Below are 20,388 nucleotides of genomic sequence, written 5' to 3' on the forward strand. Positions count from 1 at the left end.
TGAATATCGGAGACACCCAATGACCCCTCGCACCACCAAGCAGCTGTTCGACCTCACCGGCAAGACCGCCCTCATCACCGGCGGCTCGCGCGGCCTTGGCCTGCAGATGGCGCATGCGCTGGGCGAGGCGGGCGCGAGGATCATGCTCAGCTCCCGCAAGGCCGACGACCTGGAGCAGGCCGCGGCCGAGCTGCAATCCGCCGGCGTCGACGCGCGCTGGATCGCCGCCGACTGCTCGAAGGAAGAAGACACGCGCCGCCTGGCCGACGAAACGCTGCAGCGCATGGGCGCCATCGACATCCTCGTGAACAACGCGGGTGCCAGCTGGGGCGCCCCGGCCGAGAGCCACCCCGTCGAGGCGTGGGACAAGGTGATGAACCTCAACGTGCGCGGCTATTTCATCCTGTCGCAGCATGTCGCCAACGGCTACATGATTCCCAAGAAAACGGGCCGCATCATCAACATTGCGTCCATCGCAGGCCTGAACGGAAACCCGCCCGAGATGCAGACGCTGGCCTACAACACCTCGAAGACGGCGGTGATCGGCTTCACGCGCACGCTGGCCGCCGAATGGGGTAAGTACAACATCAACGTGAACGCGATCTGCCCCGGCTTCTTCATGACGAAGATGGCCGCCGGCCTGATCAAGTCGCTGGGCGAGGAAAAGATGGCCTCGCATGCGCCGCTTGGCCGGCTGGGCGACGAAGAAGACCTGAAGGGCCTGACGCTGCTGTACGCGAGCGATGCCGGCAAGCACATCACCGGGCAGTGGCTCGCGGTGGACGGCGGTGTGAGCGTGGTGCTGGGTGCGTAAGCTTGGTACGCAATGACTGAAGACTCCACCGACATCAACATCCGCTCGTACACGAGCCAGATTCCCTTCGCGCGCCACCTGGGCTTCGAGCTCACCAAGTTCGAAGGCGGCGAATCCGAGATCGTCTACACCGCCAAGCCCGAGCACCTGAACACCTTCGACGTGACCCATGGCGGCGCCTGCATGACGCTGCTCGACATCACCATGGCGGCCGCGGCGCGCAGCGTGGCACCCGAGACTGGCGTGGTCACCATCGAGATGAAGACCAGCTTCATGCAGCCTTCGGTCGGCCCCTTGCACGCGCGCGGCACGCTCATTCATCGCACCGCGACGCTGGCTTTTACCGAGGCCAAGATCTACGACGAGCAGGAGCGCGTGTGCGCCCATGCCACCGGCACCTTCAAGTACGTGAAGCGACGCCTGCCCACAGGGCCCGCCAGCGCGAACGCGATGCGGCCGCCTTCGACCGACTGACCGACCACCGAACGAATCTCCAGGAGCCCATACATGCCCACCAACAAGCAGATCCACCTCGACAACCGCCCCGATGGCGAAGCCGTTGCCAGCAACTTCAAGCTCGTGACCGCCGAAACGCCCGCGCTGGCCGAGAACCAGGTGCTGGTGCGCCACCACTACATGAGCCTGGACCCGTACATGCGCGGCCGCATGAACGACTCCAAGAGCTATGCGCAGCCGCAGCCGCTCGGCGAGGTGATGCAAGGCGGCACCGCCGGTGAAGTGGTGGAAAGCAAGCACCCCAAGTTTGCCGCCGGCGACAAGGTGGTGGGCTTCGGCGGCTGGCAGGAATACAGCGTGGTCGATGCATCGCAGCCCGGCGCGCTGAAGAAGGTCGACACCACGCACGTGCCGCTGTCGCATTACCTCGGCGCGGTCGGCATGCCGGGCGTCACGGCCTGGTATGGGCTGGTGAAAATCATTGCGCCCAAGGCCGGCGAGACGATGGTCGTTACCGCCGCCAGCGGCGCAGTCGGCAGCGCATTCGGCGCACTGGCCAAGGCGCGCGGCTGCCGGGTGGTCGGCATTGCGGGCGGCCCCGACAAGTGCAAGTACGTGACCGATGAGCTGGGCTTCGACGCCTGCATCGACTACCGCCAGCACCCCGATGTGAAGAGCATGAGCGCCGCGCTCAAGGAAGCCTGCCCGAACGGCATCGACGGCTACTTCGAGAACGTGGGCGGCTATATCTTCGACGCCGTGCTGCTGCGCGCGAATGCCTTCTCTCGCGTTGCGCTGTGCGGAATGATCGCGGGCTACGACGGCCAGCCGCTGCCGCTGGCCAACCCGGCGCTCATTCTCATCAACCGCATGAAGATCGAAGGCTTCATCGTGAGCGAGCACATGGAAGTGTGGCCCGAGGCGCTGACCGAGCTCGGCACGCTGGTGGCCACCGGCAAGCTCAAGCCACGCGAGTCGGTGGCGCAGGGCATCGAATCCGCCCCTGAGGCCTTCCTGGGTTTGCTCAAGGGCAAGAATTTCGGCAAGCAACTGGTCAAGTTGATCTAGGCTGCCGGGGGCCACGCCAGCGGACCGGCAAACCCGGTGCCGCGGTTTTTCTGGAACTGACTTCTCGGAGGTTCTGTATGAAGAATGCTGGAACGCACGAGGTGTTCAACCAGCCCGCGCCGCTGGTGGACTACAACCTCTTCGAAACCAACAGGCCCCTGCGCGATGCGTTGCAGTTCAACGTGCCTGCGCTCCAGCTGGCGCAGCTGCATGAACTGGGCGCCGCCGTCGGCTCGGCCGACATGCAGACGCATGCCCGTCTTGCCAACACCCATACGCCCGAGCTGCACACGCACGACCGCTTCGGCCGGCGCATCGACGAGGTGGAGTTTCACCCCAGCTACCACACGCTGATGAAGGCTGCCGTCGGCGCGGGCCTGCACGGCACGCCGTGGACCGGCACTTCCGCCTCGCCGCACGTGCAGCGGGCGGCGGGCTTCATGCTCTTCACCGAGCTGGAATCGTCGGTTCTTTGCCCCATTTCGATGACCTACGCCGCAACGCCCGCACTGCGCAGCAATGCGGCGGTGTATGCCGACTGGGGGCCCAAGCTCGGCAGCCTTTGGTACGACCCCGCGCTCAAGTCCTTCAAGGACAAGCCCGGCGTGACCATGGGCATGGGCATGACCGAAAAGCAGGGCGGCTCGGACGTGCGGGCCAACACCACAAGTGCCGCGCGCGAGGGCAGTGATGCCTGGGGCGAGCGCTATGCGATCACCGGCCACAAATGGTTTTTCTCGGCGCCGATGTGCGATGCCTTCCTGGTGCTGGCGCAGGCGCCTGCCGGGCTGAGCTGCTTCTTCTTGCCTCGCGTGTTGCCGGATGGATGGGGGATGGCGCCCGCAACGCCATCCACATTCAGCGCCTGAAGGACAAGCTCGGCAACAAGGCCAATGCGAGCTCGGAGGTCGAGTTTCATGGCGCCAGTGCGTGGCTGGTAGGCGAAGAAGGCCGCGGCATTCCGCAGATCCTCGAGATGGGCACGATGACGCGGCTCGACTGCGCACTGGGCACCAGCGGCCTCATGCGCCAGGCGCTGAGCCTGGCCATCAACCACACCGTGCAGCGCAACGCCTTCGGCAAGCCGCTTGTCGAGCAGCCGCTCATGAAGAACGTGCTGGCGGATCTGGCGCTCGAAAGCGAAGCCTCTACGGCGCTTGCCATCCGCCTTGCCCGCGCGTTCGACCGGCAGGACGACGAACACGAACGCCTGATGGCGCGGCTGCTCACACCGGTCGCCAAGTTCTGGATCTGCAAGCGCGGCAGCCACTTTGCGCAAGAGACCATGGAATGCCTGGGCGGCAACGGCTATGTGGAGGAGGGCGGCGAAGGCACCATGGCCCGCATCTACCGCGAGATGCCGCTCAACTCGATCTGGGAAGGCGCGGGCAACATCATGGCGCTCGACATGCTGCGCGGCCTGCGCAAGGGCGATGCGGTAGCGGCCCTCGCCCAAGAGCTGGCGCCCGCACGCGGCCAGCACGCCGCGCTCGACCGGCTGGCCGAAGCGCTGCCTGCACGCATCGAGGCGATGGCCTCCGAAACCGAGGCGCGCCGTCTGGCACAGGACGTGGCCCTGGCGGTGCAAGCTGCGTTGCTTGCGCAGACCGCGCCGCCCGCGGTTGTAGGCGCGTTTTGCGCATCGCGCCTGCGCGGCGATTGGGGCAACGCATTCGGCACGCTGGGCGCGGGCACCGATTTCGATTCGATCATCGAGCGCGCCAGCCCTCGTTGATCGCAGATCCCCGAACAATTCAAAGAAAGAACACAAGGACGCCGATGGCCGAACTCATCCTGCACCACTACAACACTTCGCCGTTTTCCGAGAAGGTGCGGCTCATCCTCGGCGCCAAGAAGCTGCCGTGGAAGTCCGTCCTCATTCCGGCCATCATGCCCAAGCCCGAGGTGGGAATACTCACCGGCGGTTATCGCAAGACGCCGTTCCTGCAGATCGGCGCCGACATCTACTGCGACAGCGCACTCATCGCCGATGTGCTGGAACATCTCCAGCCCGAGGCGACGCTCTACCCGGAGCCCGAAAAGGGCATGTCGCGCATCCTCTCGCAGTGGGCCGACACCACGCTGTTCTGGGCCGCAATGGCTTGGAACCTGCAGCCACGCGGCGTGGCCGAGGTGTTTGCCAAGGCGCCGCCCGAAGCCGCCAAGGCCTTCGGCGAAGACCGCGCGAAGATGAGCACGGGCAACATGACGCGGCTGCGCCCGGCCGACGCGACGAGTGCGTACAAGTCTTACCTGCGCCGCCTGTCCGACATGCTCGACGACAAGCCCTACCTGCTGGGCGAAGCGCCGTGCATTGCCGACTTTTCGGCGTACCACCCGCTCTGGTACACGCGCCGCATCGACTCGGTGCGGGGCATTCTCGACCTCACGCCCGCGGTGGTCGACTGGATGGACCGCATGGCCGCCATCGGACACGGCGTGCCCGAAAAATCGAACCCCGACGAAGCCATTGCCATTGCCAAGGCCGCAACGCCGCACACGCTGCTGACGGACAGCACCTTCCAGGACGACCACGGCATTCCGCTGGGAAGCGCAGTCACGGTCCGCGCCGAGAGCTTCGGCCTCGAGGAAACACCCGGCACGCTGGTGGCCGCCACGCGCACGCACTACACGCTGGAGCGCAGCCACGAGCGCGTAGGCACGGTGCACGTGCATTTCCCACGCATCGGCTACGTGCTGAAGCAAGCCGAAGCCTGAAAGCTTCTCGCGCGGGGCACCTTCGTGACTGCGCCGCGGCGCTTTTCGTATTTCAATTGCCGCACCAACGTCAGTCAGAGACAAAACTTTCAACGCAAGAAGGACAGCGGCAAATGATTCAGGACTTCAAGGGCAAGACGGCCGTACTCACCGGCGCGGGTTCGGGCTTCGGGCTGGAGTGCGCACGCATCGGGGCCGCGCGCGGCATGAACCTGGTGCTGGTCGACGTGCAACAAGATGCGCTCGACAAGGCCCAGGCCGAGATGGAAGCCGCCGGCGCGCAGGTGCTCGCCCGCAAGGTCGACGTGTCTGATGCTGCGCAGATGGAGGCGCTCGCCCTTGCGGTGAAAGAGCGCTTCGGTGCGCCGCACTTCGTGTTCAACAATGCCGGCGTGGGCGCGGGCGGCCTGGTGTGGGAAAACACCGTGGCCGACTGGGAATGGGTGCTGGGCGTCGACCTGTGGGGCGTGATTCACGGTGTGCGCCTGTTCACGCCGATGATGCTCGAAGCTGCCGCCAAGGACCCGGGCTACCGCGGCCACATCACCAATACGGCCAGCATGGCGGGGTTGCTCACGCCGCCCAACATGGGCATTTACAACGCCGCCAAGGCGGCTGTGGTGAGCCTGACCGAAACGCTTTACCAGGATCTGAACCTGGTGACCGACCAGATCGGCGCGAGCCTGCTTTGCCCATACTTCGTGCCCACCGGCATCACGAGCAGCGAGCGCAATCGGCCGAATGCGCCGAAGGAGACGGAGCTCACCAAGAGCCAGCTGATCGGCCAAGCCATGAGCAACAAGGCGGTGAGCAGCGGCAAGATCACGGCGGCCGAGGTGGCGGCGAAGGTGTTCGAGGCCATCAGCGACAACCAGTTCTACGTGTTCAGCCATCCGAAGGCGCTGGGCAATGTGCGCAGCCGCATGGAGAACATCGTCGCCGTCAAGAATCCGGCGGATCCGTTTCTCGAGCGGCCCGAGATCGGGCAGAAGCTGCGGGAGCAGTTGCGGGCGGCTTGATCGTTTGCGGCTACAACCGGGGCATGAATCCTTCGACTTCTCTCTCGATCCTTCAACTTCAGGACCTGGGCTTCGCATATCCGGACCAGCCCGCGCTGGCGTCCGGTTGGTCCGTGGCCATTGGGGAGGGCGTCACGCTGCTGTATGGCGACACCGGCACCGGAAAGTCCACCTTGCTCCGCGTGATGGCCGGCGCGCTGGCTGCGACCGGGCGGCTGACGGCAGTGGGCGCGCGGCTCGACCTCGCACCCGATGCCTATCGCCAGAACGTCTTCTTCTGCGACCCAACGACGGAAGCCTTCGACCAGGTCACGGCCCACGCATGCACGGCAACGCTCAGCGAAGGTGATGCGGGTTTCGATGAGGCTTCATGGCAAGCCCTCGTCGAAGGCTTCGCACTGACCCCGCATCTCGAGAAACCGATGTACATGCTCTCGACCGGCTCGAAGCGCAAGGTGTGGCTGGCGGCCGCACTGGCATCGGGACGTCCGCTGGTGCTGCTGGACGAGCCTACGGGTGCACTCGATGCCCGATCGATTCATCACCTGTGGAATGCGCTGGCCCGGCGCGCCGCGCAGCCCGGCCGAGCCGTGGTCGTTGCGAGCAGCGAGCGCGTCACCGCGGTGCCGCTTGCAGGTTGCATCGAGCTGCCGCTGCGCTGAAGCTTTCAGGCCGCCGGCGCTGAAGGAAGCTGCTTCTCCAGCAGCCGCAAGCCGAATGCCATGGCCAGGAAGATCACGGCAACCACCGCCGAGTTGAGCACCGCGCGCCCGAACCCCAGCGCACCGACATCCATGAACGGATACGGATACCAGCTGACGAACGCACCGCGCGCGAAGGTGTAGACGATCCATGCCAGCGGCAGCAGTACCGAAAGACCGATGGTGCCGCCGTCGATGCGCGGCCGCGGGCCGACGAGCAACCAGCCGAGCACCGCGACGACCGGTGTCACGGTGTGCAGCAGAAAGTTGGCCAGTTGCCCGGACGGCGTCAACTCGCGCAGCCCGGTGAGCACGGTGTGGAAGACGATGCCCGTCACGGCAATGCTCAAGACGGCGGTCAACCGCAGCGGACGGAACAGTCGGCCATCGTGCGCGGGACGAAAAGCGAGCAGGGCGCTCGTGCCGCCGATGAGGATGTTCGCGTCGATGGTGAAGTAGCTGAAGAGCCGCACAAAGCGCTCGAGATGCGTCGGAGCGGCTCCCGCGCCACCGGTGATTGCTGCGGCAAGTTCGAGGCCGATGCCCGCCAGCGCGGCGAGTGCGACAACGCCGTGAAGAAGGCGTGCCAGTGCGACGTTCATGTTCTTCAACTTGGGTGCCTTTCAGGTATGTGAGGCTGCATCAAGCAACTGCCGCGCGCTGCGACGCGATCCAGTCCCAGACGCCGCGAATCGCCGGTTCATTTTCGCGTCCCTGCGCCGTCGCGAGAAAGTAGCTTCCGGTGTCCAGCGCCGGCCCGAAGGGCTGCACCAACGCGCCGCTGCGCAACTCTTCGGCCGCGAGTGTGAGGCTGAGCAGCGCCACGCCATGGCCCGCGAGTGCGGCGAGGATGGCGTGGGTTTCGTCGGAGAACGAGAGGCCCGCGGCCTTCATTGATCGGCCACGGGGCGGTGCAATGCCGGCCTCGCGAAACCATCTGGGCCAGGTTGCGGGCGCTGCGGCGCCGGGCTGCCAATCGGCGTGAATCAGCTGGTGCTTCGGCAAATCGCTCGCGCGTTTCAGGCCGAGCATCGGGCTGCACAGCGGTGCGTATTGCTCGGCCATCAACTCGCTCACAGTGAGACCGGGCCAGTTGCCGCTGCCGGAGCGCACGGCAATTTCGGCATCGCCACGCGCCAGGTCGACGAGCGTATCGCTGGCGTGCAGCCGCAGCTCGATGCCAGGGCATGCCTTGCCAAAGCCGGCCATGCGCGGCAGCACCCAGCGGGCGGCGAAAGCGGTGTTGGTGGTGAGCGTGACGGCCTGCAGTGCGGCTGGCTGGCGCAGCCTTTCGACTCCGGCTTCAAGCGCGTCGAAGCCTGCGTGCAAGTCGTCGAAAAGCCGCTGGCCCGCGGGTGTCAAAGCCAGCTGCCGCGTGAGCCGGCGAAACAGCGGCCGGCCGAGCGTGTCTTCGAGCGCGCGCACCTGGTGGCTGATGGCCGATGGCGTCACGGAAAGTTCGTGCGCCGCGCGCTGAAAGCTCAAATGCGCGGCCGCCGCTTCGAATGCGCGCAGCGAGAGCAGGGGTGGCAAGCTGCGCGGCCGGCGAACAGGTGAGATTATTTCATTCATCGATGGAGAAATGATCGTTTGTAGGAGTCCGGCCTCGTCTCTAGATTAGAGGCCTGTGCAGTCATTTTGAACGCGCCGAACAGAACAGATCAACTCACTCATTGACGACCATGAATCTTCTCCATATCGACACCAGCGCCCGTCCCGGGCTTTCCGGTATCGACCCTCACGGCTCGCACACGCGCCGGCTCTCCGCGCGCTTTGTCGAGCGCTGGCGCCAGGCCCGCCCCGATGACCGCATCGATTACCTTGACGTGGGCCAGCATCCTCCGGCGCACGTCAATGGCCGCTGGATTCATGCGGCTTTCACTCCGCCCGCCGAGCGCGAGCCCTGGATGGCCGAGGCACTGGCCGAGAGCGACCGGCTCGTCGACCAGCTGGTTGCCGCCGACGTGATCGTGGTGGGCTTGCCGATGTACAACTTCAGCGTGCCCGCGCAGTTCAAGGCCTACATCGACAACATCGTGCGTGTGGGCCGCACCTTCGGTTTCGACCGTGCGCGCGGCGCCGTGCCGTACTGGCCGATGCTCGCGGATGCGGGCAAGCGCATGGTGCTGCTTGGTGCGCGCGGCGATCACGGCTATGGCCCGGGCGGACGCATCGCGCACCTGAACCATACCGAGAGCTCGGTGCGTTCCGTGTTCGGCTACATCGGCATTACCGATGTGTACGAGGCGGCGGTGGAGTCCGACGAATTCGGCGGCGAGGAGCTCGCGCAATCGCTTCGCAAGGCCGAGCAGGAAGTCGACCGCCTGGTGGACCAACTTGGCGGAGCTCTGGCGAACGAGCGCTCTGCCAACGCCGCGCTGGTCTAGGCGTTCATCTACCTCGGCCGGCTCATACCGCCACAGGGCTGCGCTCTGCAAACTGCCCGTTCCAGTACGGGTAGTAAGGGTAGGGCGGCGTCACGGCGCTGGCCGCATCGAGCCGCTTGATCTGCTCCGCGCTGAGCTGCCAGCCAAGTGCGCCGAGGTTCTGCTTGAACTGCTCTTCGTTGCGAGCACCGATCAGCACGCTCGAAACGGTGGGCCGCTGCAGCAGCCAGTTGAGCGCGATCTGCGGCACGGTCTTGCCGGTTTCCTCGGCCACTTGGTCCATGGCATCGACCACGCGGTACAGGCGCTCGTCATCCACGGGCGGTGCGAAGCCGGCGGTTTCGTGCAGGCGGCTGCCGGCGGGCAGCGGCTGGCCGCGGCGCACCTTGCCCGTGAGGCGGCCCCAACCCAACGGGCTCCAGACGATGGCACCCAGCCCTTGGTCCATGCCCAGCGGCATCAGCTCGAATTCGTAATCCCGGCCGATCAGCGAGTAATAGGTCTGGTTGGCCACGAAGCGCTGCAGCCCGAGCCGGTCGGAGGCCGAGAGCGATTTCATCAGCTGCCAGCCCGAGAAGTTCGATGCGCCGATGAGCCGCACCTTGCCCGCGCGCACCAGGTCGTCGAGCGTGTCGAGCACCATCTCGACCGGCGTCATCGCATCGAAAGCGTGCAGCTGCAGGATGTCGATGTAGTCGGTGTCCAGGCGCTTGAGCGCGGCCTCCGTTGCGGCGATCAGGTGGTGGCGCGAGGCGCCGACGTCGTTCGGCCCGTCGCCTACGCGCAGCGAGAGCTTGGTCGAGATGATGGCCTTGTCGCGCCGGCCCTTGAGCGCGGCACCGAGTATCGATTCGGACGCGCCGTTCGAATACACGTCGGCCGTGTCGAACAGCGTCACGCCCGCATCGAGCGCCAGGTCGACGATGCCGCGCGCGCCCTCGACGTCGGTGTTGCCCCAGGCACTGAAGAGTGGGCCTTGCCCGCCGAAAGTGCCGGCGCCGAAGCCGAGTGCGGGGACCTTGAAGCCGGAGCGGCCGAGAAAGCGTTGTTCCATGATGGTGTCCTTGTAGTTGTCGTTGAGTAGTGTTTTCAGGCCTGCGCCGAAGTGGCACAGTCGGCCGGAGCGTCGTTGTTGCTCTCGCGCCGGTCGAGCGAGCGGCTCCAGAGTGCAATCGCCAGGCCTACCAGCGTGAGCAGCGCAGCCACCCAACCAAGAGAGCGCAGGCCAGGGCCGTGGTCGATGACTGCGCCGCCAGCCCACGCGCCGAGCGCGTTGCCCAGGTTGAAGGCCGCGATGTTCAGACTCGACGCCAGGTTCTGCCCGGCGCCCGAAGCCTTCTCGAGCACGCGCAGCTGCATGGGCGCCACCGTCGCGAAAGAAGCGATGCCGAGCAGGCCGACGAACACCACGGCGGTGAACGGCGTGCCGATGGTGAATTGCATTGCGCCGAGCACGGCGGCCAGCGCCACCAGCGTGCCGATCACGGCGGGCATCGTTGCGCGGTCGGCCAGCTTGCCGCCCAGGATGTTGCCCACCGCAAGGCCGCCGCCGAACACCAGCAGGATTGGCGACACGGCCGATTCCGGCAGGCCGGTGACTTGCGTCAGCAAGGGCTGGATGTAGGTGAACACCACGAACACGCCCGCAAAGCCGAGCACCGTCATCGCCAGCCCCAGCAGCACTTGGGGCCTTGCGAGCACCGCAAGCTCGTCGCGCAGCGGCGCCGGCTTGGCCTCGCCCTTGACGCGGGGCACGAAGATCGCGAGCACCGCAAACGCCAGCACGCCGATCAGCGTCACGGCCCAGAAGGTGGCGCGCCATCCGTACTGCAGGCCAAGCCATGCACCCGCCGGCACGCCGAGCAGCGTGGCGGCCGTGAGGCCGGTGAACATGATGGCAATGGCCGAGGCGCGGCGCTCCGGCGCCACAAGGCCCGTGGCCACCACCGAGCCCACGCCGAAGAAGGTGCCATGCGCGAGCGAGGTGACGACGCGCGCGGCCATCAGCAGCTCGTAGTTGGGCGCGAGCGCGCAGGCCAGGTTGCCGAGCGTGAAGATCGCCATCAGCGCCAGCAGCACGGTCTTGCGCGGCAGCTTGCGGGTGGCAATGGTGAGCATGGGCGCGCCGACCGCAACGCCGAGCGCATAGCCCGAGATCAGCAAGCCGGCGGCGGTAATGGAGACATGAAGATCCGCCGAGACCTGCATGAGCAGGCCCATGATGACGAATTCGGTAGTGCCTATTCCGAAGGCACCGGCGGTAAGGGCGAGTAGAGCAATTGGCATGATGGCTCTACTGTGCGGGTTATCCCCATGGATGACTAGAATGCCGGCTGTACATAGACTTGTGAATTGAAGTCACAGCTGAAAACCGAGGAGCCGCCATGCCGCGTATCGATGTGAACCGCTCCGGTGAAATGGAGGCCTTCGTACAGGTGGTCGAATCCGGCGGCTTTTCCGCCGCGGCGCGCCTGCTCGACATGACACCTTCCGCGGTAAGCAAGCTCGTCGCGCGGCTCGAACTGCGGCTTGGCATTCAGCTGGTGCACCGCTCCACGCGCAAACTGCAGCTTACGCCCGAAGGCCTGCATTTCTACGAGCGCAGCACGCGCGTGCTGGCCGACATGGATGAGGCCGAGCGCTGCGCCGCCGCGGGCGCCGCGCCGCGCGGGCGGGTGAGCATCAACGCGAGCGTGTCTTTCGGGCACCACAAGCTGGTGCCGCTGGTGCCCAGGCTGCTCGAGCTGCATCCGCAAATCACGCTGGACATTGCACTGACCGACCGCATCGTCGACCTGATGGACGAGCGCGCGGACATCGCGATCCGCTGGGGGCAGTTGCCGCCCTCAGACCTGGTGGCGCGGCGCCTCGGCGAAACCAGCCAGGCCATCGTGGCCTCGCCCGACTATCTTGCAAAGTACGGCACACCGCACACGCCGCAGGAACTGGAAGCGCACAACAGGTTGGGCTGGAGCTACCGGCGCAATACGCCTGATTGGCCGTTGCGTGTCGATGGGCGAATGATCTCGCTGCCCGTGGCCGGGCCGGTGCGCGCGGGCGACGGCGAAACCTTGCGGCAGTTGGCGATTGCGGGCGCGGGCGTGGCGCGGCTGTCGCTGTATCACATCCAGCACGACATCGATGCGGGCCGGCTGGTGCCGCTGCTGCAGGAATTCAACCCCGCCGAGGTGGAGCCGATTCACGCGGTGTACATCGGCAAGGCCGGCACCTTGCCTGCACGGGTGCGCGCGGTGCTCGACTTTCTGGTGGCGTGCTCGGGCGTGGGGGAGGGCGCTACACGATCAAGCGAACCGAGCCGATGCCGGCAAATTCCGCCGTCACCTGATCGCCGCGGCTGCAGGGAAGCAGGCCCACCCACGAGCCGGTTGTCACGATGGTGCCGGCCGGCGCGGTATGGCCGTGTCGCGTGATGTGGCGCAGCCAGATGGGCAGCAGCCACGCCGGGTCGGCGAGCGGATGGGTGCCTTCGCGCACCACGGTTTCCGCATTGCCGACTTTTGTTTCGCAGTGCTGCGAAGCCCAATCGACGGCCGCATAAGGCTGCCATTCGCCGAGAACCAGCGCGCCATGCACTTGCGAATCCGAAAGGCGCAGCAACGGGGGCGTAGCGGCCAGGTCTTGCCAACGCGAATCGACGATTTCCACCGAGACCGCCATGGCATCGATCAGCGAAGCCGCGTCCTGGTGGTCGAGCTTCGCGGCCATGGCGGGTGTCACGTCCTGTCCGAGCCGCAGGGCGATCTCAGCTTCGATGCCGGGCGCGTGAAAAACCAAGTCGCTGAAGTCCGCCGGGCTCGTGCGCACGCCGTGTGGAGGCAGCGGCGCATGCGTGAGCGTCACGCTTCTGGAGGCGCCGCCGGATTTCCAATGGACCGGAACGGCACGGTCACCAAACCAGCCGAGCGCAGCCGCTACTGCGTCCTGGACTTCGTAGGCCTGAGTTGCGTCTTGCAGCGCGTCGGTCCAGGGGGCGGCATCGAGGGGGGCGTTGCTTCGGCGGGCTGCAACGAGCGCATCGGTCAGGGCTGTCATTTGTGAGGTCATCTTGTGATTTTGTCAGTTGCGTCCTGGGCGAGTGCAAAGGCCATCGGGTACTCCCCTCCGCGAATGTCCCCCGGCCTTCGGCCTCCTCCTTTATTTCGCTGCGCGGAGCACCGGATGCCCTGTGCACCGGAGCACGCTGCTGGTGCACCGCTGATCAACGACCAGCGCGTATGACGCACACGTCGATGGGGTGCCTTGCGCAGCGAAATAAAGGAGGAGGGGCGCAGCCCCGGGGACATTCGCGGAGAAAGGTACCCCGTCGGCGGGTGCGCCGCCCTGAATCCCCTGAACCCGTCAACAAGGCAGCAAGTCAAGTATCGACATGCACCTTGCCATCCTTCACCACCTTGGCCCACTTGGCGATCTCGGTCGCAATGAACTGCTTGAACTTGTCCTGTGAGCCGCCCCCGTCCTCCGCACCATAGGTGTCGAGCTTTTCCTGCACATCGGGCATCGCGAGCACCGTGTTGACGTCGCGGTTGACCTTGTCGGCGACCGACTGGGGCAGCTTGCCCGGGCCTGCCAGGCCGTACCAGGTGGTGGCCTCGAAACCGGCGAAGCCCTGCTCCTGCATGGTGGGAACGTTGGGGTGGCCCTTGGCTCGTTTGGCTCGGGTCTGCGCCACGGCCAAGACGCGGCCGCTTTTTACGTGCGGCGTGGCTGCGGTCATGGTTTCGAAGCTGTATTGAATCTGGCCGCCCATCAGGTCGGCCAGCAGCGGGCCGCTGCCTTTGTACGGCACGTGCAGCGCATCCACCTTGGCCTGCAGCTTGAACATTTCGAGTGCCAGGTGCTGTGCCGAACCGGCGCCCGCGGAGCCGAAGCTCACCGTGCCTGGAGAGCCCTTGCAAGCGGTCACGATGTCGTTCACCGTGAGTGCCTTCTGCGCCGGGCTCGCAATCAGCAGGTTGGGCGTGACACCCACGAGCACGATCGGCACGAAGTCGCGTTCCACGCTGTAGCGCAGCTTGGGCTGAAGGCTCGGCGCGAGCGCGTGGCTGTTGATGTGCGCCATGAGCAGCGTGCTGCCGTCGCTGGGCTGCTGCGACACGTATTCGGCCGCCAGCACGCCCGCCACGCCGCCCTTGTTCTCGACGATGACCTGCTGGTTCCACATGGTCGTGAGCTTTTGCGCCACCACGCGCGCAAGCGCATCGGTGCCCCCGCCCGGCGGAAACCCCACCACGATGCGCACCGGCCCGCTGGGCCACTCCTGCGCGAAGAGCCGGGGCACGCCCAGCGTGGCGGCCGCGGCACCCGCGGCTTGAATCAGCGAACGTCTCTGCATCATCTTTGTCTCCAGTGTGTGGTGGGTCCGATGCGTGCCTGACTGGATGTCGGGCAAGGGTGTCGGCCGCCGCGCCGTTCGAGCGACGCGTTGCGGCCAGGTGGGGAACAGGTCTGTGCGCTACGCGGCCTTCTGCAGTGCCGGGGACGCGGCGTGGCTTGCGAAATGGTCCATGGCCGCGTGCACGCCGCTGCCTGCCAGCTTGATGCCCGCGAGCTTCATGCCCATTTCGACGCCCGCCACCATGGCGACCAGCGTCAGGTCGTTGCTGTCGCCCAGGTGGCCCATGCGGAACATGCGGCCCTTGAGCTTGCCGAGGCCGGTGCCCAGCGAAAGATCGAAGCGCTGGTGAATCAGGCGGCGCAGCGCGTCGGCATCGACGCCCTCCGGGGTGATCACGCCGGTGAGCACGGGCGAATACACGGCCGGGTCGGCGCACTGGATCGGCAGGCCCCAGGCGTTGACGGCCGCGCGCACGCCGGCAGCCCAGCGCTGGTGGCGCGCGAACACGTTGTCCAGGCCTTCGCCGAGCAGCATGTCGAGCGATTCCGATAAACCGTAGAGCAGGTTGGTGTTGGGCGTGTAGGGCCAGTAGCCGTCCTTGTTCATCTCCACGATCTCGTCCCAGGCCCAGAACGCGCGCGGCAGCCTGGCGGTTTTCGAGGCTTCGAGCGCACGCGGCGAGAGCGCGTTGAAGCTGATGCCGGGCGGCAGCATCAAACCCTTTTGCGAGCCGCTGACGGTGACGTCCACGCCCCATTCGTCATGCCGGAAATCGGCGCTTGCGAGGCCGGAGATGCTGTCGACCATCAAGAGCGCGGGGTGGCCCGCCGCATCGATGGCCTTGCGCACCGAGGCAATGTCAGATGTGACGCCGGTGGAGGTTTCGTTGTGCACCACGCACACGGCCTTGATCTTCTTTTCGGTGTCCTTGCGAAGGCGCGCCTCGATGAGATCGGCCTGCACGCCGCGGCGCCAGCTGGGCGCGGCGGGCAGTTGCTCGTCCTTGCCCGTCCACGCGAGGAATTCGGTCGACAGGCCGAGCCGCGTGGCCATTTTTTGCCACAGCGATGCGAAGTGCCCGGTTTCGTACATCAGCACGTGGTCGCCCGGGCTCAGCGTGTTGGCCAGCGCGGCCTCCCATGCGCCCGTGCCGGAAGCAGGGTAGATGGCAACCGGATGCTTCGTCTTGAAGATCTGCTTGATGCCGCCGAGCACCTTGAGCCCCAGCGTGCCGAACTCGGGCCCGCGGTGGTCGATGGTCGGCAGGCTCATGGCCCGCAGGATGCGGTCGGGCACCGGGCTGGGGCCGGGAATCTGGAGGAAGTGGCGGCCGGTGGGATGGATGTCGAGTTGCAGCATGGACTGTCCTTTCGCCTTCAGTTTTGCATTCAAAATTGAATAAAGCATGCTGGTTTACCCTTAACAACACCGATTGCAGCTGTGGTTTTTTGCATTCAAAATGCATTCAAGGAAACAGACATGACTGCAGACATCATCGAAATCTCGCGCCTCGCGCTGCACGACCAAGTGGCTTCGCGCCTGCGCACGATGCTGGTCGAAGGGCACATCGCCCCGGGCGCAAAGCTCAACGAGCGCGAGCTGTGCCTGCAGCTGCGCGTGTCGCGCACGCCTTTGCGCGAGGCCATCAAGCTGCTCGCGGCCGAAGGGCTGGTCGACCTGCTGCCCAACCGCGGCGCCGTGGCGGTCAAGCTCACCGAGGCCGACGTGCTCAACACCTTCGAGGTGCTCGCCATGCTCGAAGGCATGTCGGGCGAGCTGGCGGCCAAGCGCATTACCGATGAAGAATTGGCCGAGGTGCGCGCGCTGCACTACGAAATGATGGCGTGCTTCGCTCGGCGCGATCTCTCGGGCTACTACCGCCTCAACGCGCGCATTCACACCGCCATCAACGAGGCCGCGGGAAACCCGGTGCTGGCCAGCACCTACCGTTCCATCAACGCCCGCGTGCAGTCGCTGCGCTTTCGCACAAACCAGAACGACGCGAAGTGGAAGCACGCCGTCGAAGAGCATGAGCAGATGGTCAACGCGCTAGCCACGCGCGACGCACCGGCAATGCGCAAGGTGATGGTCGCGCACCTCATGCGCAAGCGCGACACGGTGCTGGAGCTGATGCGCGCCGGCGAAATCTACCCCCAGACCCACAAAGCGAGCTGACCCCCCACACCATGCGCGTCGATCCCGCAAGCCACATCCAGCCCGCCGGAACCGTTCTTCCGCCCAATGAAACCTGCGATGCGCTCGCACGCCGGCTGCGCGCTGAAACGCAGGGCGAGGTGCTGTTCGACGACGGTTCGCGCGGCCGCTACGCCACCGATGCGTCGATCTACCAGATCATGCCCGTGGGCGCGTTCGTGCCGACCAACGACCAGGACATTGCAACGGCCATCGACATTGCGCGCGACCTGAAGGTGCCCGTGCTTGCGCGCGGCGGCGGCACCAGCCAGTGCGGCCAGACCACGGGCGCCGCGCTGGTGATCGACAACAGCAAGCATTTCCGCCGCGTGCTCGACGTGAATGTGGAAGAGGGCACCGCCACCGTCGAGCCCGGCCTGGTGCTCGACCACCTGAACGCGCAGCTCAAGCCGCACGGCCTCTGGTATCCGGTCGATGTGTCGACCAGCGCGCAGGCCACGCTCGGCGGCATGGCCGGCAACAACTCCTGCGGCTCGCGCTCCATTGCCTACGGCAACATGGTGCACAACGTGCTGGGCGCGAGCGCCTGGCTTTCGAGCGGCGAGCTGGTCGAGTTTGGCCCGCAGGCCACGCTGGGCCCGCGCGCGGCTGGCATTGCGCAGTTCGTGCACGGGCTGGCTGTCGAGCACCGCGAGCAGATCCACGCCAACTGGCCCAAGGTGCTGCGCCGCGTGGCCGGTTACAACCTCGACATCTTCGACAACCAGAACGAGCGGCCCTATACCGCCGACGGCAGCGTGAACCTTGCGCACCTGCTGATCGGCGCCGAAGGCACCCTGGCCTATACGAAGAGCCTGAAGCTCAAGCTTGCGCCGCTGCCGCGCGCCAAGGTGCTGGGCATCGTGAATTTTCCGACCTTCCATTCGGCCATGGATGCGGCGCAGCACATCGTGAAGCTCGGCCCCACGGCGGTGGAGCTGGTCGACCGCACGATGATCGAGCTGAGCCTTGCCAACCCGGCGTTCAAGCCCACGGTGGAAACGGCGCTGATCGGCAAGCCGGCGGCCATCTTGCTGGTGGAGTTTGCGGGTGCTGAAAAGGCCGGGCTGCTGCCGCGGCTCAAGCAACTGGCCGAGCTCATAGGCGACCTGGGGCTGCCCGGCAGCGTGGTCGAAATGCCCGACGACGCGCGCCAGAAAAACCTGTGGGAAGTGCGCAAGGCCGGCCTCAACATCATGATGAGCCTGAAGGGCGACGGCAAGCCGGTGAGCTTCATCGAAGACTGCGCCGTGCCGCTCGAGCACCTGGCCGAATACACCGATGCGCTGACCGAAGTGTTCGCCCGGTACGGCAGCCGCGGCACCTGGTATGCGCATGCCTCGGTCGGCACGCTGCACGTGCGGCCAATTCTGGACATGCGCGCAGACGGCGGCGCCAAGATGCGCGCCATTGCCGAAGACGCCGCCGCGCTGGTGCGCAAGTACAAGGGTGCCTTCAGCGGCGAGCATGGCGATGGCCTGTGCCGCGGCGAATGGATCGAATGGCAGTTCGGCCCCGCCATCAACGAGGCGTTTCGCGCCATCAAGCAAAAGCTCGATCCGGCCAATCTTTTCAACCCCGGCAAGATCATCGACACGCCGCGCATGGACGACGGCGCGCTGTTCCGCTTTGCACCGCCCACGGCGCCCAGGCCCTACAAGCGCATCGAGCTCAAGCCCGTGCTCGACTGGTCGGCCTGGAACGTCAACGCCGATCCGGTGACCGAGCAGACCACCGCGCCCGGTACCGGGGGTGACAGCACGGGCGGCCTGGCCAAGGCCGCGGAAATGTGCAACAACAACGGCCACTGCAGAAAGTTCGACGCCGGCACCATGTGCCCGAGCTACCGCGTGACGCGCGACGAGCAGCACCTGACGCGCGGGCGCGCCAACACGCTGCGGCTAGCCCTCTCGGGTCAGCTCGGCGCCGACGCCTTCACCAGCGAAGAGATGCACGAGACCATGGACCTGTGCGTCGGCTGCAAGGGCTGCAAGCGCGACTGCCCGACCGGCGTGGACATGGCGAAGATGAAGATCGAGTTTCTCGACCACTACAAGAAGCGCCACGGCCACACGCTGAAGGACAAGATCGTGGCGTACATGCCCGACTACGCGCACAAGGCCAGCCGCCTGCCGTGGCTCATGAACCTGCGCAACACCTTGCCCGGCGCAGCCTGGCTGGGCGAAAAGCTGCTCGGTTTTTCCGCGCGACGGTCACTGCCCGAATGGCGCACCGACACCTTCTGGCGCGCCAAGGCCGACCTGCACGGCATGTTTGCAAGCCGCGAAGCCGTGCTGTCGGTGCAGGCAAGCGGCGGCAAGGCCGCGATACTTTTCGTCGACACTTTCAACGGCACATTCGAAAGCGAAAACGCGCTGGCCGCGGCGCGTGTCCTCAAGGCTGCGGGCTACACGCTGCACACGGTGGAAAAAAGCGGCGGGCATCACTGCTGCGGCCGCACCTTCCTGGCCAGCGGCATGGTGGCTGAAGCCAAGCGCCGTGCCGAGGCACTGATCGACGCCCTCAAGCCGCTGGCCGAGGCGGGCATTCCCATCGTCGGGCTCGAGCCCTCATGCCTGCTTACGCTGCGCGACGAAACCCTGGTGATGGGCTTCGGCAAGAAGGCCGAAACAGTCGCCAAGCAGGCGCTGCTGTTCGAGGAGTTCATTGCGCGCGAAATGAAGGCCGGCCGCTTCGCGCTTGCGCTCACCCCCGCAACGGCGCCGATCCTGCTGCACGGCCATTGCCACCAGAAGGCGTTCGGCGCGGTCAGCCCGGTGCTGGAGGTGCTGCGGCTCATTCCCGGCGCCGAGCCCGAACTGATCGAAAGCTCATGCTGCGGCATGGCCGGCAGCTTTGGCTATGAGGCGCGCCATATCGAGGTGTCGATGCAGATGGCCGAGGCCAGCCTGCTGCCGGCGATCCGCGCGAAGCCGGGAGCCATTGTGGTGGCCGACGGCACCAGCTGCCGCCACCAGATCGGCGACGGCGCGCAGCGCGAAGCCGTGCACGTCGCCGTGCTGCTGGAGCGGCACCTGGCGCCGGCAGCCCTGGCCGATTGAACGGCTATCGCGGGTGGCACAAAATAGGGCGATGAACGATGAAGCAGCGACCACAGCAGCAGTTGCGGCAGAGCCCGGCTTCGCGCTGTTTGACACGGCCATAGGGACCTGCGCGCTGGCCTGGGGGCCGCGCGGGCTCATCGGCGTGCAACTGCCTGAAGAAAACGGAGAAGCTGCCACGCGGGCGCGCATGGGGCGCCGCTTTCCGGATCTGACCGAAGCCGTGCCGCCGGAGAGCGCGCAGAAGGCGGTCGCGGCCATCCAGGCCCTGCTGCAAGGTGCGCCCGACGACCTCGGCGACATCGAGCTCGACATGAGCCGTGTGTCGGAATTCCATCAGCGCATCTACGCCATTGCGCGCCGCATTCCGCCCGGCCAGACGCGCACCTACGGCGAAATCGCGGCCGAGCTGGGCGACAAGGGCCTTTCGCGCGCGGTAGGGCAGGCCATGGGCCACAACCCCTTCGCGCCGGTGGTGCCGTGCCATCGCGTGCTGGCCGCGGGCAACAAGCCCGGCGGCTTTTCGGCGGGCGGCGGCGCGCTGACGAAACTGCGCATGCTCGACATCGAGGGCGCGCGGCCGAACGGCATGGCGTCGTTGTTCTAGAAGCCCT

The 20,388-nt window shown here is 66.2% G+C and carries 17 protein-coding genes and 2 pseudogenes; 12 read left to right on the forward strand and 7 right to left on the reverse strand.

All coding sequences use genetic code 11. The features are described from left to right. The first annotated feature begins 19 nt into the window (after nucleotides 1-19). From M0765_RS23080 to M0765_RS23110, 7 genes and pseudogenes are all read left to right on the forward strand, one after another. Entirely contained in the window at nucleotides 20-814 is a 795-nt protein-coding gene (locus M0765_RS23080) for an SDR family oxidoreductase (protein WP_258506107.1), read from the forward strand. Between the two features lie 12 nt (nucleotides 815-826). Continuing rightward, a complete protein-coding gene (locus tag M0765_RS23085) occupies nucleotides 827-1,288 on the forward strand; it encodes a PaaI family thioesterase (RefSeq protein WP_258506108.1) in 462 nt (153 codons plus the stop codon). A 33-nt stretch (nucleotides 1,289-1,321) separates the two neighbouring features. After that, on the forward strand, nucleotides 1,322-2,338 hold the full coding sequence (locus M0765_RS23090) for an NADP-dependent oxidoreductase (RefSeq protein ID WP_258506109.1): 1,017 nt from the start codon (nucleotides 1,322-1,324) through the stop codon (nucleotides 2,336-2,338). 77 nt (nucleotides 2,339-2,415) lie between these two features. Then, nucleotides 2,416-4,073 (forward strand): annotated as a pseudogene (locus M0765_RS23095) (isovaleryl-CoA dehydrogenase). A gap of 44 nt (nucleotides 4,074-4,117) precedes the next feature. Next, on the forward strand, nucleotides 4,118-5,056 hold the full coding sequence (locus M0765_RS23100; protein WP_258506110.1) for a glutathione S-transferase family protein: 939 nt from the start codon (nucleotides 4,118-4,120) through the stop codon (nucleotides 5,054-5,056). A gap of 113 nt (nucleotides 5,057-5,169) precedes the next feature. After that, entirely contained in the window at nucleotides 5,170-6,075 is a 906-nt protein-coding gene (locus M0765_RS23105) for an SDR family oxidoreductase (protein WP_258506111.1), read from the forward strand. A 23-nt stretch (nucleotides 6,076-6,098) separates the two neighbouring features. Then, nucleotides 6,099-6,737, forward strand: coding sequence for an ABC transporter ATP-binding protein (locus M0765_RS23110; RefSeq protein WP_258506112.1), 639 nt, complete (start codon nucleotides 6,099-6,101; stop codon nucleotides 6,735-6,737). A 5-nt stretch (nucleotides 6,738-6,742) separates the two neighbouring features. Here M0765_RS23110 and M0765_RS23115 read toward each other — a convergent pair whose 3' ends face one another. Both M0765_RS23115 and M0765_RS23120 read right to left on the reverse strand, forming a co-directional pair. After that, nucleotides 6,743-7,378: a Pr6Pr family membrane protein gene (locus M0765_RS23115; protein ID WP_258506113.1), complete on the reverse strand. Its 636-nt coding sequence runs from the start codon at nucleotides 7,376-7,378 to the stop codon at nucleotides 6,743-6,745. 40 nt (nucleotides 7,379-7,418) lie between these two features. After that, nucleotides 7,419-8,348: a LysR substrate-binding domain-containing protein gene (locus M0765_RS23120; protein ID WP_258506115.1), complete on the reverse strand. Its 930-nt coding sequence runs from the start codon at nucleotides 8,346-8,348 to the stop codon at nucleotides 7,419-7,421. A gap of 110 nt (nucleotides 8,349-8,458) precedes the next feature. Here M0765_RS23120 and M0765_RS23125 point away from each other — a divergent pair, with 110 nt between their 5' ends. Further along, nucleotides 8,459-9,163 carry an FMN-dependent NADH-azoreductase gene (locus tag M0765_RS23125; protein ID WP_446751568.1) on the forward strand — a complete coding sequence of 235 codons (705 nt, stop codon included), beginning with the start codon at nucleotides 8,459-8,461 and terminating at the stop codon, nucleotides 9,161-9,163. Between the two features lie 22 nt (nucleotides 9,164-9,185). Here M0765_RS23125 and M0765_RS23130 read toward each other — a convergent pair whose 3' ends face one another. Both M0765_RS23130 and M0765_RS23135 read right to left on the reverse strand, forming a co-directional pair. After that, nucleotides 9,186-10,217, reverse strand: a complete 1,032-nt coding sequence (locus tag M0765_RS23130) for an aldo/keto reductase (protein ID WP_258506118.1) — start codon at nucleotides 10,215-10,217, stop codon at nucleotides 9,186-9,188. Between the two features lie 35 nt (nucleotides 10,218-10,252). Continuing rightward, nucleotides 10,253-11,449 carry an MFS transporter gene (locus M0765_RS23135; RefSeq protein WP_258506121.1) on the reverse strand — a complete coding sequence of 399 codons (1,197 nt, stop codon included), beginning with the start codon at nucleotides 11,447-11,449 and terminating at the stop codon, nucleotides 10,253-10,255. 98 nt (nucleotides 11,450-11,547) lie between these two features. Between M0765_RS23135 and M0765_RS23140 the strand changes: the two are divergent. Further along, nucleotides 11,548-12,509: pseudogene (locus tag M0765_RS23140) on the forward strand (LysR substrate-binding domain-containing protein). Here the strand turns inward: M0765_RS23140 and M0765_RS23145 are convergent. The 3 genes from M0765_RS23145 to M0765_RS23155 form a co-directional block, all read right to left on the reverse strand. Continuing rightward, on the reverse strand, nucleotides 12,458-13,216 hold the full coding sequence (locus M0765_RS23145) for a 2-keto-4-pentenoate hydratase (RefSeq protein WP_258506122.1): 759 nt from the start codon (nucleotides 13,214-13,216) through the stop codon (nucleotides 12,458-12,460). The pseudogene M0765_RS23140 and the gene M0765_RS23145 sit on opposite strands and share 52 nt — an antisense overlap. Before the next feature lie 322 nt (nucleotides 13,217-13,538). Then, nucleotides 13,539-14,516, reverse strand: coding sequence for a Bug family tripartite tricarboxylate transporter substrate binding protein (locus tag M0765_RS23150; RefSeq protein WP_258508397.1), 978 nt, complete (start codon nucleotides 14,514-14,516; stop codon nucleotides 13,539-13,541). 120 nt (nucleotides 14,517-14,636) lie between these two features. Further along, a complete protein-coding gene (locus tag M0765_RS23155) occupies nucleotides 14,637-15,878 on the reverse strand; it encodes a pyridoxal-phosphate-dependent aminotransferase family protein (RefSeq protein ID WP_258506123.1) in 1,242 nt (413 codons plus the stop codon). Between the two features lie 120 nt (nucleotides 15,879-15,998). Here M0765_RS23155 and M0765_RS23160 point away from each other — a divergent pair, with 120 nt between their 5' ends. From M0765_RS23160 to M0765_RS23170, 3 genes are read left to right on the forward strand one after another with little or no spacing between them, the layout of a single operon-like run. Beyond that, nucleotides 15,999-16,694, forward strand: a complete 696-nt coding sequence (locus M0765_RS23160; RefSeq protein ID WP_157613807.1) for a GntR family transcriptional regulator — start codon at nucleotides 15,999-16,001, stop codon at nucleotides 16,692-16,694. Between the two features lie 11 nt (nucleotides 16,695-16,705). Continuing rightward, nucleotides 16,706-19,774 (forward strand): FAD-binding and (Fe-S)-binding domain-containing protein, encoded by a 3,069-nt coding sequence (locus M0765_RS23165; RefSeq protein ID WP_258506124.1) that lies wholly within the window; start codon nucleotides 16,706-16,708, stop codon nucleotides 19,772-19,774. Nucleotides 19,775-19,805: 31 nt separating this feature from the next. Further along, nucleotides 19,806-20,381, forward strand: a complete 576-nt coding sequence (locus M0765_RS23170; RefSeq protein ID WP_258506125.1) for a methylated-DNA--[protein]-cysteine S-methyltransferase — start codon at nucleotides 19,806-19,808, stop codon at nucleotides 20,379-20,381. Nucleotides 20,382-20,388: the final 7 nt, after the last annotated feature.

The sequence above is a fragment of the Variovorax sp. S12S4 genome (genome assembly GCF_023195515.1).
Taxonomy (GTDB): Bacteria; Pseudomonadota; Gammaproteobacteria; order Burkholderiales; family Burkholderiaceae_C; genus Variovorax.

What these genes read in the sequence shown, in the direction of transcription:
- M0765_RS23080 (WP_258506107.1), top strand. Translation starts at nt 20, where the DNA reads ATGACCCCTCGCACCACCAAGCAGCTGTTCGACCTCACCGGCAAGACC.
- M0765_RS23085 (WP_258506108.1), top strand. Translation starts at nt 827, where the DNA reads ATGACTGAAGACTCCACCGACATCAACATCCGCTCGTACACGAGCCAG.
- M0765_RS23090 (WP_258506109.1), top strand. Translation starts at nt 1,322, where the DNA reads ATGCCCACCAACAAGCAGATCCACCTCGACAACCGCCCCGATGGCGAA.
- M0765_RS23100 (WP_258506110.1), top strand. Translation starts at nt 4,118, where the DNA reads ATGGCCGAACTCATCCTGCACCACTACAACACTTCGCCGTTTTCCGAG.
- M0765_RS23105 (WP_258506111.1), top strand. Translation starts at nt 5,170, where the DNA reads ATGATTCAGGACTTCAAGGGCAAGACGGCCGTACTCACCGGCGCGGGT.
- M0765_RS23110 (WP_258506112.1), top strand. Translation starts at nt 6,099, where the DNA reads ATGAATCCTTCGACTTCTCTCTCGATCCTTCAACTTCAGGACCTGGGC.
- M0765_RS23115 (WP_258506113.1), bottom strand. Translation starts at nt 7,378, where the DNA reads ATGAACGTCGCACTGGCACGCCTTCTTCACGGCGTTGTCGCACTCGCC.
- M0765_RS23120 (WP_258506115.1), bottom strand. Translation starts at nt 8,348, where the DNA reads ATGAATGAAATAATCTCACCTGTTCGCCGGCCGCGCAGCTTGCCACCC.
- M0765_RS23125 (WP_446751568.1), top strand. Translation starts at nt 8,459, where the DNA reads ATGAATCTTCTCCATATCGACACCAGCGCCCGTCCCGGGCTTTCCGGT.
- M0765_RS23130 (WP_258506118.1), bottom strand. Translation starts at nt 10,217, where the DNA reads ATGGAACAACGCTTTCTCGGCCGCTCCGGCTTCAAGGTCCCCGCACTC.
- M0765_RS23135 (WP_258506121.1), bottom strand. Translation starts at nt 11,449, where the DNA reads ATGCCAATTGCTCTACTCGCCCTTACCGCCGGTGCCTTCGGAATAGGC.
- M0765_RS23145 (WP_258506122.1), bottom strand. Translation starts at nt 13,216, where the DNA reads ATGACAGCCCTGACCGATGCGCTCGTTGCAGCCCGCCGAAGCAACGCC.
- M0765_RS23150 (WP_258508397.1), bottom strand. Translation starts at nt 14,516, where the DNA reads ATGCAGAGACGTTCGCTGATTCAAGCCGCGGGTGCCGCGGCCGCCACG.
- M0765_RS23155 (WP_258506123.1), bottom strand. Translation starts at nt 15,878, where the DNA reads ATGCTGCAACTCGACATCCATCCCACCGGCCGCCACTTCCTCCAGATT.
- M0765_RS23160 (WP_157613807.1), top strand. Translation starts at nt 15,999, where the DNA reads ATGACTGCAGACATCATCGAAATCTCGCGCCTCGCGCTGCACGACCAA.
- M0765_RS23165 (WP_258506124.1), top strand. Translation starts at nt 16,706, where the DNA reads ATGCGCGTCGATCCCGCAAGCCACATCCAGCCCGCCGGAACCGTTCTT.
- M0765_RS23170 (WP_258506125.1), top strand. Translation starts at nt 19,806, where the DNA reads ATGAACGATGAAGCAGCGACCACAGCAGCAGTTGCGGCAGAGCCCGGC.